Origin of the sequence: Bacillus sp. CH30_1T, assembly GCF_008364765.1 — a bacterium.
Taxonomy (GTDB): domain Bacteria; phylum Bacillota; class Bacilli; order Bacillales; family Bacillaceae_B; genus Rossellomorea.
In genome coordinates this window covers 565,808-581,579 of the sequence record NZ_VTUY01000001.1, presented here as the reverse complement: position 1 = coordinate 581,579, position 15,772 = coordinate 565,808, and the positions used below count along the sequence as shown (strand labels likewise).

Below are 15,772 nucleotides of genomic sequence, written 5' to 3'. Positions count from 1 at the left end.
TGAAAATATAACATTTTTTGGACAAAATGAAAAGTGATAATAGTAGTAGGGAAATAAAACCAATCATATTTTCACCTATTTAAGCATAGGGGAGGGGATTTTTGAAAATTCCAAGGGAGTATTCAATGGAAGAATGAGTGAGAACCTCCAACGTAGCGATTAATGTGTCAGCGGAAATTTAAACATACGTTTGACTGAGAGGATGAACTATTGAGTAGACAAGGTTTTCAAAGGTTAAACAAACGTTTGGTTAAAAAGTGAAGTTCTGGTTTTTTCATCATGTCACCCAGACTTTCAACATAAAATGTCTTGAAGGAAGGTGAACCAATGATGAATTATTATCAATATGGCCATCCTGGTTATTCGTATTATCGAAACGCTCCAAGCATGGCCTTCGCTCAAATACAGGGAGGTCCATTAGCACCAGGATTGCAAGGGTATGTTTTTTTTCGGGAAGTGCAAAATGGGGTGGAAGTATATGCAGAGGTAACAGGTTTACCATCATATAAGGAAGGAAAAGGTGATCAAAATCCGATCGGTCCTCATGGATTTCACATACATGAAAAGGGAGTCTGTGAAGTAGGCGATCCAAAGGAACCTTTCTCTTCTGCCGGGGGACATTGGAATCCGACCAATCAGCCTCATGGTAATCACGCGGGTGATTTCCCTGTATTATTCTCAAATGACGGATACGCTAAAATGTCGTTTTTTACGAATAAATTCAAAGTGCAAGATGTCATAGGCAAAGGGGTCATCATCCACCAAAGCCCGGATGACTACAGGTCACAACCCTCAGGAGATGCAGGTAAACGGCTCGCATGCGGAATTGTTATGGGATATGGGGTCTAATGAAAAAAGGGTCGACCTTATAGACAGGTCAACCCTTTTTTATCTTCTTAGAATAGACCCAATACATCAAGCATTACAATAACGATTAGCAACGGAGCCACATATCGGATCAGGAAGAACCAGGTTTCGAATAATCCCCGCTTCAATCCACTTCCTTGCTTCAACTCTTCGTAAAGTGCAGTTTTCTTCATTTTCATAGGTACGAACAATGCAATAAGCAGTGCTCCAATCGGAAGCAGCACATTGCTGACAGCGAAATCAGCCAAGTCGAAAATGGTCTTATCGAATAGAGTGATATCCCCAAGTATCCCAAATGATAATGCCGATGGAATACCGAAAACAAAGATGGCAAGCCCGATGATCCAAGACCATTTCTTGCGATTCTCAGGTTCTCCTTTTGAAATGACCGAAACAATGATTTCGAGCATGGAGAATGCAGATGTTAATGCAGCGAACAAGAACAGGACAAGGAATGCAATAAAGAAGAACATCCCAAAAGGAAGTTGACTGAACACGGTTGGTAAAACATTAAACAGTAGTACCGGGCCCGCCCCAGGTTCTAAATCAAAGGCAAAGACTGCCGGGAAAATGGCCAAGCCTGCTAACAGTACGATGAAGATATTCATAGCTACAATGGATATTGCTGATCTTGGCAGGCTCTGTGTTTTCGGCAGGTAAGAACTATATGTCACCATCACCGATACACCCACACTTAGCGTGAAGAACGACTGTCCCATCGCTTCTAATATCGTTTGTGATGTCACCTTTGAAAAATCAGGTTGCAACAGGAATGTGATTCCTTCCATGGCATTATCAAGGGTTACTGCTCGAAAGACCAAAAGAAAGAATAAAATAAATAATGCCGGCATCATGATTTTACTTGCCAATTCAATACCTTTTTGAACCCCTTTAGCAACCACAAGGATAGTCATCAAGATGAAAAGGAATTGAACGAACACACTGGTTACAGGATTTGATATCGTTGCACCAAATACTTCTGCATATTGATCCGAGGAAAGATTATTCAATTGACCCGTAATGGCTTTAAATAAATAAACAACAATCCATCCCCCGATCACGCTATAGAAGGAAAGTAAGATAAAGGATGTAATCATCCCAAGAATCCCGACCCAGTGCCAGCGCGTACCGGGGGCGATTTTTCGATACGAATCAACGGCATTGCTCCCGGCTGTCCGTCCGATGGAGAATTCAGCCAGTAGTAATGGAAGTCCGAGTAATAAAGTAAATAGAATGAAGATCAGGAAGAATGCTCCACCTCCATTTTGACCAGCGATATAAGGGAATTTCCAAATTGCCCCCAATCCAATCGCAGACCCTGCTGCCGCTAATATAAAGCCAATCTTTGATGACCATTGTTCGCGTTGACTCATTCTCATTCTCCTTTCTATTTTTTGTTTATTATTGACGTGTGGGGGGCCGATGCCAAACAACATAAAAAAATCGCCCCTACATATCGTAGGGACGATTTGGATATCGCGGTACCACCCTAGTTATGAGAAACGTTTCTCATCACTCTTCACACATAACGGCCTTAACCGTCTTTTGATCTCGTCAAAAGAAGCTCCGGAATCGAAATTCACCAATCATCTTTGTACCGGTTCACACCAACCACCGGCTCTCTTTAACAGGGAAATGTTCGCTACTTGTTTCCATCAAAGCTTATTCAATATTAGGTTATACAATTTTTATCATGAATCAAAACAACTTGTCAATCTATTTCGAAAAAAGTAGTGAGAATTGTCTGGAATTGATGGTGGTATTTGGTGTTGTCATGATGTTAGTATTACCAGGTACAATGGCCAAATTGTACCTGATAAAACAAGCTCACACTCCTTGAAAACCGTATCTCCATTGAGTTCCCCTTTCTTCTCAAGTAAAATAAAGAAAAAACGAAATGAAAAGGTGTTTAAATGAAATCATATATTGTTGTCGGAGCAGGAATTCTTGGGGCTTCTACGGCTTACCATCTTGCTAAGGCCGGAGCGCACGTAACAATAGTTGACCGTCAAGACCCTGGACAAGCAACCGATGCCGCAGCGGGGATTGTCTGTCCGTGGCTTTCACAACGTCGGAATAAAGTGTGGTATCGACTTGCCAAAGGTGGGGCGAAGTATTATCCGGGCATCATTCAACAGCTGGAAGCAGACGGGGAAACAGAAACAGGGTATAAGCGTGTAGGGGCGATCAGCCTTCATACCGATGAAAATAAGCTTCGAAAAATGGTGGAGAGAGCGGAAAAACGCCGGGAGGATACACCTGAAATCGGTGAACTCACTATTCTTTCGTCTAAGGAAACACGTCAACATTTCCCCCTTCTATCCGAGGAATATCAAGCTGTTCATGTAAGTGGGGCTGCACGAGTTGATGGAAGAGCGATGCGACAGGCACTTATTAATGGAGCCAAAAAGAACGGGGCGATATTCCGGCAAGGGGATGCCAATCTTCTGAAAGAACATAACAGGATCACAGGCATCACAATAGATGAAGAAAAGCTTGAAGCAGATGAAGTGATTGTCACGGCAGGTGTTTGGGCGAAGGAACTTTTTGAACCGTTGGGAATAACCTTTATGGTATCTTCCCAAAAAGCGCAAATTCTTCATTTAGAGGTAAAGGGAGAAGAAACGAGTGAGTGGCCTGTCGTCATGCCGCCGAATGACCAATACCTTCTTGCTTTTCCTGAGGGAAGAGTCGTAGCAGGAGCCACACATGAAAATGATATGGGGTTCGACTGTCGGGTGACAGCAGGTGGTTTGCATGAAGTCCTTCACAAAGCAATGGAAGTGGCACCTGGCATCCATGACAGTACAGTGGTTGAAACGAGGGTGGGGTTTCGCCCATTCACTCCGGGTTTTCTCCCCGTGTTCGGAGAGATACCCGGACTTCCCGGGGTGCTGGTAGGGAATGGACTTGGAGCCTCCGGACTGACGGTCGGCCCATATCTTGGTTCTGAGCTTGCGAAGCTTGCACTCGGTGAACCTACTGAACTGGATCCTGCTGACTATGATGTAGCAGGTGCCATCGAGTAAAGGAAGAAAAAAACACCAGCTTATTTCCCTCTATCTTCTAAGCGTTATGACCCTTATAATAAAGGGAGCGAATTTTAGTATATAAAGAAAAGGTGTTTACAATATGAGTTTATTATCAGTTCAAAATTTGACTCACGGTTTCGGAGACCGTGCGATTTTTAATGACGTTTCTTTCCGTTTGTTAAAGGGTGAGCATATCGGCTTGATCGGTGCCAATGGAGAAGGAAAATCTACATTTATGAATATCATTACAGGAAAGCTTGAGCCCGATGAAGGAAAAGTGGAATGGGCGAAGCGGATCCGTATCGGTTACTTAGATCAGCATGCGCAGCTGAAGCAGGGAATGACGATTCGGGATGTGTTGAAAACAGCCTTTCAATACCTGTTTGACATGGAAACTGAAATGAATGAGTTATTTGCAAAAATGGGAGAGGCATCTTCAGAAGAGTTGGAAGGATTGCTGGAAGAAACCGGGACTCTTCAAGACGCCCTTACGAATAATGATTTTTATATTATTGACGCAAAGGTAGAAGAAATTGGACGAGGTCTGGGATTAGATGATATTGGCTTGGATAAGGATGTTCACGATTTAAGTGGAGGACAAAGAACGAAAGTCTTACTGGCTAAGTTATTACTGGAAAAACCGGAAATTCTATTACTCGATGAGCCGACCAACTATCTCGATGAACAGCATATCAATTGGTTGAGGCGCTATCTGCAGGAATATGAAAATGCGTTTATCCTGATCTCACATGATATTCCATTCTTAAATAGTGTCATTAATCTTATTTATCATATGGAAAATCAAGAGCTGAATCGCTATGCGGGAGATTACCATGAATTCAAACGCGTCCATGAAATGAAAAAGCAGCAACTTGAGTCAGCTTTCAAGAGACAGCAGCAGGAAATTTCCGAATTGAAGGATTTCGTTGCCCGTAACAAAGCGAGAGTATCGACTCGAAACATGGCGATGTCCCGTCAGAAGAAGCTGGATAAGATGGACATGATTGAACTGGCTGCCGAAAAGCCGAAGCCTGAGTTTCATTTCAAACAGGCAAGAACCGCAGGCAGGGTCATTTTTGAAACGAAGGATCTTGTGATCGGTTATGAGGAACCATTGTCCAAACCACTCAATCTCAAGATGGAACGTGGTCAGAAGATTGCTCTATCTGGAGCAAACGGTATCGGGAAGACGACTCTACTACGAAGTATATTGGGAGAAATCAAACCCATTTCAGGTTCAGTGGAGCTGGGAGACTATCTTCATATCGGTTATTTTGAACAGGAAATCAAGACAAAAAATAATAACACGTGTATTGAAGAGGTGTGGAATGAGTTCCCATCCTTCAATCAAGCAGAAGTGCGTGCTGCCCTGGCGAAATGCGGCCTGACGACAAAGCATATCGAAAGCAAGGCAGAAGTGCTGAGCGGTGGAGAAAAAGCGAAGGTCCGCCTATGTAAATTGATGAACAAAGAATCGAACGTCCTTGTATTCGACGAACCTACCAACCACTTGGACGTTGAGGCAAAAGAAGAATTGAAACGGGCCCTTAAAGAATACAGAGGCACCGTTCTTCTAATCAGCCACGAACCTGAATTCTATCAAGATGTAGCGACAGAAGTATGGAACTGTGAAAACTGGACAACGAAATTATTCTAATTGTAAAAGCCGATTCCCCCGCAAAGACAAGTGGGAACCGGCTTTTTGCACGTATTAATCTACTAAAACAGTTTCAAGAGAGGAATACCCATTATCCTCCAATTGTAAATCATCAAAACTATGCTTCATATGGAGGTCGATCAGTTCCAACAAAGTTTGCTGATCTTTGTTTTCAATCGCTTTTACCATTTCTTCATGTTCGCGAAAACGGACGTTCTCACCTGGTTCAACATGATAAAACACATCAAATAAAAACAGATAGACGTTAGACTGAGTAAGCATTTCATCCATATATCGTATCAGGAATTTATTCCCGCTGACCTCTGCGAGAAATAAATGAAACTGTTTATTGAGCTCGACGTATTTTAACAGATCCTTTTGTTTGTAGGTTTCCTGCTCATCTTCAAGAAACGCATAAAGCTTTGACATATGCGATTTTTTCACCTTTGGGAGGCCGTATTTGACAGTAAGGAATTCTAGTTCTTTCCTTAATTCAAAGAAAGATATAATCTCTTCTTTTGTGGGATGGACGACAAATGCGCCCCGATTCGGAATGATCTGAACCAGTCCTTCGGCTTCCAGTCGTTTCAACGCATGTCGGATGGGAGTTCTGCTTACATTCATCTTCAGAGAGATGATTTGTTCCACAAGCTGGGTTCCCGGAGCGATCTTTCTGGCAAGTAAGGCATCCTTCAGTTGCCCATAGACTCTAAACTCTGCGGTTTGTCTCTTCTTCACGTTCATCATCCATTCAATCTATTATTTCATAATGTCTATCATATACGAAAAAAAGGCTGATCCAAAATCAGGTGTCCCAAAATTCTTAAAATGACACCTGACCGGATCAGCCTTTTAAGCAAATGATTTAAAATTCTGTCCCCAAATTTCGTTCATGCTGTGTACGGTGATAAATGCTTTATCATCGGTCGATTGAATATATGATTTCAATTTCGAGAATTCTTTACGACCAAGAATGGTTGTGATGACTTCTTTTTGGTCATCTGAAAAAGCCCCTTTTGCTGAATGGAGAGTGGCCCCTTTTTTAAGGTCTCCAACGATAAATTGCTTAATTTCCTCACTGTGTTCGCTTATGATCACCATTTCTTTGTTTTCATTGAATCAATGCAATCAAGAAAGCGCCAAGAGTAATGTTTAGTAGGGATTGAACTTGTTTCATCGTGGAGCAAGCTCCTTTCAGTAACAGTAGTTGAAAAACAATCAACCCGATTGTAAAGAGTGAATACTAGGATGTAAATGGGAAATTTAAATGTAAGCATTTACGTATAAAAGTTTTTATTATGAATTTTTTCTGACTTTTTTTGAACGAATATTGGAGAGAAAAAAAAGTTGACTTTTTTACCTAACCTAATTAATATTTAAATAGGTTAAATATTAATGGTGTGAATAGAAGTGGAGGAGCAAAATGGACCCGAAGTATATCCAGCATTCTTATATAGATCGATTGTTCAATGCATTTCAAATCTCGAACAGACATATTCAACAAGATCTGACTTCTTCATTAAATGAAATGAATATAACAGGTCCTCAGTTTTATATTCTTTATCTCTTATCTGAATCAGAAGGTACAAAATCGACGGAGCTTGCAGATAGGCTGGACGTAAAGCCCAGTGCGATTACGGTCATGATCGACCGATTACTCAAAAATGACTTTGTCACCCGGGAAAGGGATGAAAAGGACCGACGCATCGTAAAATTGGATCTAACAGCGGCGGGGCGTGAGGTTTTTGAGAAGGCGAAAGCCAAAAGAAGAGAAATTTTTTCCCGTTATCTGGCTTTTCTTGATGAAAAAGATGTCAATCAACTTGTCATGATATATGAAAAGCTCGCTTCAGCCGTGGAAAATCAATCAACAGAAGAATAAGGAGAGAAACATATTATGTCCATACAACCAGGGATCAATAAACGCTTAGTTCTGACCGGCTTAATCATAGGGATGTTCTTTAGTGCCCTCGAACAAACCGTAGTAGGGACAGCGATGCCAACGATCATTGCTGAATTGAACGGTTTTTCCATTTTTGCGTGGGTGACCACGGCTTATCTGATTACTTCTACTACCGTTACTCCGATTGTCGGGAAGTTATCGGATTTATATGGCAGGAGATTATTGTATTTAATCGGTGTCATCATTTTTATCATTGGATCAGGATTATGTGCAACGGCCACTTCCATGGAACAGCTTGTGTTATATCGCGGTCTTCAAGGGATTGGCGGAGGAATGATCATGCCTCTATCCCAAACGATCATTGGGGATATCTTCACGGCTGAGCAGCGCGCCAAGTGGCAGGGGGTGTTTGGAGCGTTATTCGGACTAAGCTCCGTAATCGGTCCATTTATTGGAGGCTTTATCGTTGATACAATCAGCTGGCACTGGATTTTCTTGATTAACGTCCCATTTGGTTTATTATCAGCGCTTCTATTGTTCGTCGGTTTGAAGTATGAAAACGTTGGACGCCCGACAGATAAGGTGAGCATAGATTATTTAGGGATCATTACCCTGATTCCGGCGTTAGTGCTTTTACTGATAGGGTTGAATTTCGGTGGAGACAAATTCGAGTGGGCGTCAGGAACAAGCTTTCTGATCTTTGGGGGATCCATCGTATTACTGCTTCTGTTTGGTTTCATCGAAAACAAAGCAAAAGAACCGATCCTGGATCTAAGCCTTTTTAAGAATAGAGTGTTTGCGACGACGAATGCGTTAGGTTTCCTGCTTGGATTAGGAATGTTCGGAGCGATTATGTTTGTACCGATGTTCATGCAGGGGATTCTCGGGGTTACACCAACCCAGGCAGGTTCTACCATGACTCCAATGATGATCGCGATGATTTTGGCAAGCATCATCGGGGGCAGATTATTACTGAAACTGAAATACCGCACCGTTCTTACGGCAGGTATGCTCACTACAGTAGTCGGCTTTTTCTTGATGAGTACGATGGGACCGGATTCTAAAGAATATACAGCATACTTTTTTATGGTGGTCATGGGATTTGGAATGGGTCTGGTGATGCCAACACTTATGATTGCTGTTCAAAATGAATTCCCTAAGTCCCGATTGGGGGCTGTCACATCATCGGCCACCTTCTTCCGTTCGATCGGTGGAACGATTGGGATTACAGTATTGAATGCCGTTATGAATCAATCACTTCAAGAGAATATGAAGGAAGTGACGGCACAGCAGGATAATCCAGCTGCAAGTCAGATTCTTGCAGGGTTAAGTGAGAAAACAGATGCCCTGTTCGGACTGCTTGTAACACCAGGTTTACTGGATGTTCCGAAAGTGGTAGGCAGCATCGTGATTGCTTCCATTGAAACAGCATGGTCTGATGCCTTCACAACTGTATTCTTAACAGGTTTAATATTCATCGCTATTGGCGTAGGAGTAGCCCTATCAGTCGGCAATGGAAGAATTAAACGAGATAAAGAGTTGCAGGAAGAAGCGCTCAAAGAGGAGACAACGCTTAAACCGGCTACTGAATAATAAGAAAAGCTTGCTTTGAATTTCAAAGCAAGCTTTTTATTAGTTGGTTTTTCGTACCTCATACAAATGAAACTTCATAAATTTTACACGAATATCATTGGAATGAAGGTTGAAGAACGGGGCTCAAGTGAAACAAAGTTCTTGATAAATGGTCGGAATTTCTACATTGAAGATAGTGATCATAACACCGTGCATTTCGAATTTGCTGTGGATGATTTTGAAAAAAGTAAGCGAATTGGTATGGGATGTCCTTCTTTTGGGGTGAACCTTTGGTGTATTAGGAAGAAGAAATGTTGGTGCACGATTTGGCACTACAAGCTCGCTTCTCTCCTATCCGTCCCCGAATTTGCTTTGATGAAATTTTCTGAAAATATATTGACAATGTTCAGCAGAAACGTTATCTTTTGAGTAGATGAATATAACACATATTTACATAAACGAATTAATAACGTTATATAAATATATTTTATATTGTGACAGGAGGTCGATACGTTGATATTGCATGAGATTGAAACTGCCAGTCGATCGCAAATGGAACGCCTTCAACTAGAGAGATTACAACATATTGCTGCTTATGTGTATGAACGAGTCCCTTTTTACCGTGAACAATTTGACCTGAGAGGTCTGAAACCACAGGATATAAAGTCTTTGTCAAACCTCAAAATGTTACCGCTTACAAAAAAGGGGGATTTACGCGATCATTACCCTTTTGGCCTGTTCGCTGTCAAGCGTGAAGAAATGGTAAGGGTCCATGCATCTTCCGGAACAAGTGGAAAGCCAACGGTTGTAGGGTATACCCAGAACGATATCAACATGTGGGGAGAAATTGTGGCCCGTGCCATTGCCATGTCAGGTGGAAAATCGGGGGACGTCCTGCATAATGCATACGGATACGGACTGTTTACAGGAGGTTTGGGACTTCATTATGGAAGTGAGAAGCTTGGGATGATCACGGTGCCGGTATCAGGCGGAAACATGTCCAGGCAAATAACCTTGCTGGAAGACTTCCAGCCGACGGTCATATGCGGCACGCCATCCTACGTCCTCAATTTAGCAGAAACAATGGAGGCGCAAGGGAAGGATCCGGCTTCACTAACCTTACGATATGGAATATTCGGGGCCGAGCCCTGGTCAAATGCAATGAGAGAAACGTTGGAGAGAAAGCTCGATATTAAAGCGTGTGACATTTATGGCTTAAGTGAAGTCATCGGCCCGGGAGTTGCCATGGAATGCCACGAAGCTCAGGATGGACTTCATATTGCAGAGGATCATTTCCTAGTGGAGGTCATTAACCCTGATACGTTAGAGCCTTTACCAGAGGGGGAAGTCGGTGAGCTTGTGTTTACAAGTTTAACGAAGGAAGCCTTTCCAATCATCCGTTATAGAACCGGTGATATTGCTTCGATTAAGCACGGGAGATGCTCGTGTGGAAGAACGACGGTGAAGATGTCACGTGTCAAGGGAAGAGTGGATGACATGCTCATCATCAGGGGAGTGAACGTGTTTCCATCAGAAATGGAACACTTCCTGCTTCAGATAAGTGAGCTTGCACCACATTATCAGGTTCACTTAAAGAAAAAAGGGGCACTCGATTTGGTGGAGTTGCAGGTTGAGGTAACGGATGAATGCTACCAAGGAATGTCTCAAGACATAAAGAATGAAGGATTCAATCAATTGGAAGCAAGAGTGAAAAGCCTCATGAAAGATCGTTGCTATGTTTCCATGGATGTGAAAATCAGGGAACCGAAAGAAATCCCCCGTTCAGAAGGGAAAGCCATCCGGATTGTGGATCTTAGAGGAGAAGCCATGTTTCAATAAATTTTTTTGAGAAAAATAGTTATCACACAATATAGCACCCGCGTATTAACTGTGTGATAAAGGAGGAGCTACAGTGAGTGACGTATTATCAAACCAACATCTGACGGAAGAAGAGCGTATGACTCATTTTATGAGAAAGATTGAAAATGATGAAAAGATTGAAGCGGATGATTGGATGCCTGATGAGTATCGGAATGCACTGATCAAGCTGATATCCATGCATGGGATCAGTGAAATCATGGGGGCGCTTCCCGAGAAAGAGTGGGTACCGAAAGCACCTACACTAAGAAGGAAGCTTGGAATCATGGCGAAGGTTCAGGACGAGATGGGCCATGGACAGCTTTTGCTTCGTGTAGCGGAAGATTTAATGAAGCCTTACGGGAAAACACGTGAGCACATTATGAAAGATTTGTTTTCAGGAGATTTAAAGTTTCATAACGTCTTTCACATGGAAGCACCTACCTGGGGAGACGCTGGATTGATCGGCTGGCTTGTGGACGGGGCAGCGATCATCACACAGACGAATATGCTCCATGCTTCATACGGTCCATATGCCCGGGCGCTTAAACGAATTTGTGCGGAAGAAGTGTTCCACGCACAGCATGGTGAAGCCATCATCATGGCTCTGGCAGAAGGAACTCCCGATCAAAGAGCATTAGTTCAGGATGCAGTTGACCGCTGGTGGGAATCGCTTCTTATGTTCTTTGGACCGGGTGATGCGAAAACGACAGGTTCCTCTAAACAGGACATCACCATTAAATACAACATCCGGACGAAAACAAATGAACAGCTGAGACAGGACTTTTTCACGAAATATGTTCCAAGGATGCTGTCGTTAGGACTGACTCTTCCAGATGAGACGATGTACTTCGATGAAGAAAAGGACTTATGGATCTATAAGCAGCCCGACTGGAACCGCTTCAAGGAAATCATTCGGAACAAAGGTCCAAAATCAAAGGATCGCCTTCGTTTAAGAGAATTATCCTACGACAATAATGCGTGGGTTCGCGAAGCATTAAGCCCTAGTGACCAAGTAAGCTAGAAAGGAATGAGAAGGATGTCTGACAAGGGGCAGAACTTTTATCAGGAATTTGAAGTGTTTAGTAAGAGGACGGACGGGGCGCAGATGCAGCATCAATTCAGTCTGTTAGCACCCAACCATGAGCTTGCCATGGTGATGGCTCAAGAGAATTTCATGAGAAGAGAGCCGGTCTCGGATATATGGGTTGTGAAGCGGTCGGACGTCCGGATGATGACACCCGAGGAAAGAGAGAGTGTCGGCCGTCTTGATAATAAAGATTACCGGAACGCCAAAGGCTACGGTTATCTGAAGAAGAAGTGGAGACAGTACGAACAGGAAATGCTCGATGAGAAAGAAATCATGTCATGGGGAGAGTTGGTGAAGAAGAAATGAAAGTGAATAGTCCAAATGACATCCCGAACGCAGATTATAAAGAAGCGCTTCTGAGCCTGCTCTATCAACTGGCCGACGATGATTTCATCCTTGCGTATCGTGGTTCTGAATGGCTGGGACTCGCTCCTCATATTGAAGAGGATGTGGCGTTTTCATCCATTAATCAAGACACGATGGGGCATGCCACAATGTTCTATCAGCTCCTTGAAGAGTTAGGGGAAGGGGATCAGGACCAACTGGCACATGGAAGGAAGGCATCAGAACGAAGAAATGCCATCTTACTGGAAGAAGTGAATGGACCCGGGCACTATCTACAAGAACCCCGCTACGACTGGGCCTTTGCTGTTGTAAGACATTATTTCTACAGCGTCGCCAAAAAGGTAAGAATTGACTCATTAAAGAACTCCTCCTATGAACCACTTGCCGAAATGGCAATCAAAATCAACACAGAATTATATTATCACCTGCTGCACTGGAAAACCTGGTTCATTCAATTAATGAATGCCGGCGGTGAAGCAAGGGAGCGAATGAATAAGGCGATTGAACGAGTATTGGATGAATTCCAGGGAGTACTCACCCTTGGGCCAAAGGTAAAAGAGATGTCAATTATGGCGCTGATCGAAGGAGAAGAGAATTTGTCGAAACGATGGGAGCTTGCCCTTCAACCGGTTTTCCAATCCACTCAACTATCCTTTCCTCCGAATGTAAGCATGAAAAAGGGGAATGGACGTTTAGGTGAACACACTCCTGAACTGGATACGGCACTTTCCACATTAAGCGAAGTCTATAACACAAATCCCGCAGCAAGCTGGTAAAGGATGAAGGAATATGACTGCAACCGTTTTAGAAGTTCTTCAAACAGTGAAAGATCCTGAAATTGATTCCATCAGCATTGTAGATCTTGGAATGGTCAATCGCATACATCACCACGAAGGTGCTCTGATGATTGAGCTCCTACCAACCTTTGTAGGCTGCCCGGCATTGGAAATTATTAAAGGGAATGTGGAGAAGGCGTGTCGGGATCAGCTTGGAATTCAATATATACAGGTTCAATTTGTTTATTCTCCTCCATGGACATCAGACAGGTTAACGAAAAATGGACGGGAGAGACTGAAAGAATTCGGTATAGCACCCCCGCCTGAACAATTCAACGGGGAAGAAGATTGGGAGATTCACTGCCCATATTGCGATTCCCCCTATACTTCAATGGAGAACCTGTTCGGTCCAACCGCCTGCAGAAGCATTCTATACTGCAAGCAATGCCGCAACCCGTTCGAAGCCATGAAGCCAATATCGACGATGATGTGAAGTGTTTAGTAAGTTTTTGCTTATAGCACCTTTATCTAAATCTATTAAAAAGCTCTAAAAGATTGTTGTTTTGTAGGGTTTTGTTAAAGTAAACCGAATTATCAGAAAGTTGCTTCTCGCTGCAGGCGCGCGACTCCTGCGGGAATAGCGGGACAGGTGAGACCCCGCAGGCGAAGCCGAGGAGGCTCACCGCCCGCCCCGCGGAAAGCGAGCGTCTGTAGCGGAAATCAACTACTACTGTCTTATTACAAATAGAACCAAAATAAACTATTGAAAATCAAAGGAGAGATTCCACTATGGTAAAACTAATCGCATTGTATAAGCACCCTGAAAACAAAGAGAAATTTGATGAGCATTACTTCAATACCCACGCTCCGATCACGGCAAAAATTCCGGGCCTTAAAAAGATGGATGTAACGAGAATCGTCGGTTCACCTATGGGTGGAGAAGGCAAATACTACTTAATGTGCGAAATGTATTATGACAATCATGAAGCGATGAAAGCAGCCATGAAATCCGATGAAGGCAAAGCCTCCGGGAAGGACCTTATGGGCTTTGCCGCAGAGTTAGTCACTCTTATGATCGGTGAAGAAGTGAATGAATAAAGAGTACGAATATATCGTAGTGAGCGAGAGGGACGGACTTGGTTTTATTGAATTAAATAGACCTAAAGTTCTGAACGCCATCAATCGTCCTATGGTATCGGAGTTAGTCAATGCTTTCGAGGCATTCGACCGGAACGACAGTGTGAAAGCAATTGTTTTATCAGGTAGGGGCAGAGCCTTTGCTGCAGGAGCAGACATTGATGAAATGGCGGAAGACGGGGCCATTGATTTAGAACTCTTGAATCAATTCACAGAATGGGACCGCCTTGCCTGGATCAAGAAGCCGATCATCGGAGCGGTCCAGGGGTTTGCATTAGGCGGCGGGTTTGAGTTAGCTCTTTGCTGCGACATTCTATTCGCTTCTGAGGATGCAAGCTTCGGATTTCCTGAAGTGAATCTTGGTGTCATGCCCGGAGCGGGTGGAACCCAAAGGCTCACCAAGCTAATAGGGAAATCAAGAGCGATGGAATGGTTGTTGTCCGGAGACATGTTTACAGCCACGCAAGCTCTTGAATGGGGAGTCGTCAACCGAACGATTGCGAAAGAATTATTAATAGAAGAAACCGAGAAGTTTGCGAAGAAATTAACTGCAAAGCCGCCGCTTTCCTTGAGATTGATCAAAGAATCTGTTCATAAAGCCGTTGATTCTTCGATTTATGAAGGGATGCAATATGAGCGGAAGAACTTCTATCTTCTCTTTGCCTCTGAAGATCAGAAAGAAGGCATGAAGGCTTTTGTGGAAAAACGGAAACCGAATTTTAAAGGGAAATAAGGAGGCTGCCGCATGTTTGAAACGATTAAGTACGAAGTGAAGAATAACGTAGCCTGGATTACCTTGAATCGTCCTGATAAGCTGAACGCTTTCATCCGTCAACTTAATCTGGAAATCCAAAAGGCTATAAAAGAGTCTTCGAGAAATGAAGAAGTGAGAGCCATCGTCATCACGGGGGAAGGCAGGGCATTTTGCTCGGGACAGGATCTAAGTGAAGTGGATGAATCCATGGATCACGGTGAAGTGCTGCGCCATAACTACGGACCGATGGTAAAAGAAATCGAGCAGTGTGAAAAGCCGGTGATCGCCGCAGTCAATGGAGTGGCGGCAGGAGCGGGATTCAGTCTGGCCCTTGCCTGTGACTTCAGGCTGGTGTCTGAGAAAGCAAGCTTTGTGCAAGCATTTGTACATGTCGGTTTAGTCCCGGATTCAGGGAATCTTTATTATTTATCAAAGATTGTTGGCTACGCAAAAGCGCTGGAACTGGCGGTGTTTGGAGAGAAGATAAAGGCGATCGATGCAGAAAAGCTAGGTCTTGTCACGAAAATCATATCACGTGAAGAGTGGCAGGAAGAGACGACTGCGTTTGCCGAAGGAATCGCCGTCATGCCAACGAAAGCAATCGGCTTGATGAAGCGTTTATTAAAGGTGAGTGCGGATCTATCCTTCAACGAATACTTAGAAAAAGAAGCCTGTGCCCAACGGATCGCAGGCCAGACAGAAGATCACCGCGAAGGTGTGACAGCATTTATGGAGAAAAGAAGACCAGCCTTTCACGGAAAATAATTCAATCAAAAAGGAGA

General features: G+C 43.4%; 16 protein-coding genes and 1 other annotated feature. Of the genes, 13 read left to right on the top strand and 3 right to left on the bottom strand.

All coding sequences use genetic code 11. The features are described from left to right. Positions 1-327: 327 nt before the first annotated feature. The gene (locus F0342_RS02680) at positions 328-849 is read left to right on the top strand and encodes a superoxide dismutase family protein (RefSeq protein ID WP_395940649.1); all 522 of its coding nucleotides are present in this window, start codon (positions 328-330) and stop codon (positions 847-849) included. 47 nt (positions 850-896) lie between these two features. On the opposite strand, the gene F0342_RS02675 is transcribed toward F0342_RS02680, so the two are convergent. Next, the gene (locus tag F0342_RS02675) at positions 897-2,240 is read right to left on the bottom strand and encodes a sodium-dependent transporter (RefSeq protein ID WP_149154493.1); all 1,344 of its coding nucleotides are present in this window, start codon (positions 2,238-2,240) and stop codon (positions 897-899) included. Positions 2,241-2,324: 84 nt separating this feature from the next. Further along, positions 2,325-2,535, bottom strand: a binding site (T-box leader). Between the two features lie 245 nt (positions 2,536-2,780). Here F0342_RS02675 and F0342_RS02670 point away from each other — a divergent pair. Further along, entirely contained in the window at positions 2,781-3,896 is a 1,116-nt protein-coding gene (locus F0342_RS02670) for an NAD(P)/FAD-dependent oxidoreductase (protein WP_149154492.1), read from the top strand. Between the two features lie 103 nt (positions 3,897-3,999). Continuing rightward, entirely contained in the window at positions 4,000-5,556 is a 1,557-nt protein-coding gene (locus tag F0342_RS02665; protein ID WP_149154491.1) for an ABC-F family ATP-binding cassette domain-containing protein, read from the top strand. Between the two features lie 54 nt (positions 5,557-5,610). Here the strand turns inward: F0342_RS02665 and F0342_RS02660 are convergent, their stop codons facing one another. Together F0342_RS02660 and F0342_RS02655 are read right to left on the bottom strand one after the other, a co-directional pair. Further along, positions 5,611-6,294 carry a GntR family transcriptional regulator gene (locus F0342_RS02660; RefSeq protein ID WP_223145692.1) on the bottom strand — a complete coding sequence of 228 codons (684 nt, stop codon included), beginning with the start codon at positions 6,292-6,294 and terminating at the stop codon, positions 5,611-5,613. A gap of 114 nt (positions 6,295-6,408) precedes the next feature. Further along, a complete protein-coding gene (locus tag F0342_RS02655) occupies positions 6,409-6,657 on the bottom strand; it encodes a YitT family protein (protein WP_149154489.1) in 249 nt (82 codons plus the stop codon). Between the two features lie 322 nt (positions 6,658-6,979). Here F0342_RS02655 and F0342_RS02650 point away from each other — a divergent pair, with 322 nt between their 5' ends. The 10 genes from F0342_RS02650 to F0342_RS02600 all read left to right on the top strand — a co-directional run bounded on the left by F0342_RS02650 (position 6,980) and on the right by F0342_RS02600 (position 15,755). Continuing rightward, positions 6,980-7,438, top strand: coding sequence for a MarR family winged helix-turn-helix transcriptional regulator (locus F0342_RS02650; RefSeq protein WP_149154488.1), 459 nt, complete (start codon positions 6,980-6,982; stop codon positions 7,436-7,438). A 15-nt stretch (positions 7,439-7,453) separates the two neighbouring features. Further along, complete coding sequence (locus F0342_RS02645; RefSeq protein ID WP_149154487.1) at positions 7,454-9,052, top strand: MDR family MFS transporter; 1,599 nt, start codon at positions 7,454-7,456, stop codon at positions 9,050-9,052. Positions 9,053-9,544: 492 nt separating this feature from the next. Further along, positions 9,545-10,870, top strand: coding sequence for a phenylacetate--CoA ligase family protein (locus F0342_RS02635; RefSeq protein ID WP_149154485.1), 1,326 nt, complete (start codon positions 9,545-9,547; stop codon positions 10,868-10,870). Between the two features lie 118 nt (positions 10,871-10,988). Then, positions 10,989-11,912 (top strand): 1,2-phenylacetyl-CoA epoxidase subunit PaaA, encoded by a 924-nt coding sequence (paaA, locus tag F0342_RS02630; RefSeq protein WP_395940655.1) that lies wholly within the window; start codon positions 10,989-10,991, stop codon positions 11,910-11,912. A 15-nt stretch (positions 11,913-11,927) separates the two neighbouring features. After that, positions 11,928-12,284 (top strand): 1,2-phenylacetyl-CoA epoxidase subunit PaaB, encoded by a 357-nt coding sequence (paaB, locus tag F0342_RS02625; RefSeq protein ID WP_113968566.1) that lies wholly within the window; start codon positions 11,928-11,930, stop codon positions 12,282-12,284. Further along, positions 12,257-13,099, top strand: a complete 843-nt coding sequence (gene paaC / locus F0342_RS02620) for a 1,2-phenylacetyl-CoA epoxidase subunit PaaC (protein WP_395940646.1) — start codon at positions 12,257-12,259, stop codon at positions 13,097-13,099. Before paaB ends, paaC begins: the two co-directional genes overlap by 28 nt. A gap of 13 nt (positions 13,100-13,112) precedes the next feature. Beyond that, the gene (gene paaD, locus F0342_RS02615; protein ID WP_149154482.1) at positions 13,113-13,592 is read left to right on the top strand and encodes a 1,2-phenylacetyl-CoA epoxidase subunit PaaD; all 480 of its coding nucleotides are present in this window, start codon (positions 13,113-13,115) and stop codon (positions 13,590-13,592) included. A 296-nt stretch (positions 13,593-13,888) separates the two neighbouring features. Next, positions 13,889-14,197 carry an EthD family reductase gene (locus F0342_RS02610; protein ID WP_149154481.1) on the top strand — a complete coding sequence of 103 codons (309 nt, stop codon included), beginning with the start codon at positions 13,889-13,891 and terminating at the stop codon, positions 14,195-14,197. After that, positions 14,190-14,969 (top strand): enoyl-CoA hydratase/isomerase family protein, encoded by a 780-nt coding sequence (locus F0342_RS02605; RefSeq protein WP_149154480.1) that lies wholly within the window; start codon positions 14,190-14,192, stop codon positions 14,967-14,969. Before F0342_RS02610 ends, F0342_RS02605 begins: the two co-directional genes overlap by 8 nt. Before the next feature lie 12 nt (positions 14,970-14,981). Further along, a complete protein-coding gene (locus tag F0342_RS02600; protein WP_149154479.1) occupies positions 14,982-15,755 on the top strand; it encodes an enoyl-CoA hydratase-related protein in 774 nt (257 codons plus the stop codon). Positions 15,756-15,772 lie beyond the last annotated feature (17 nt).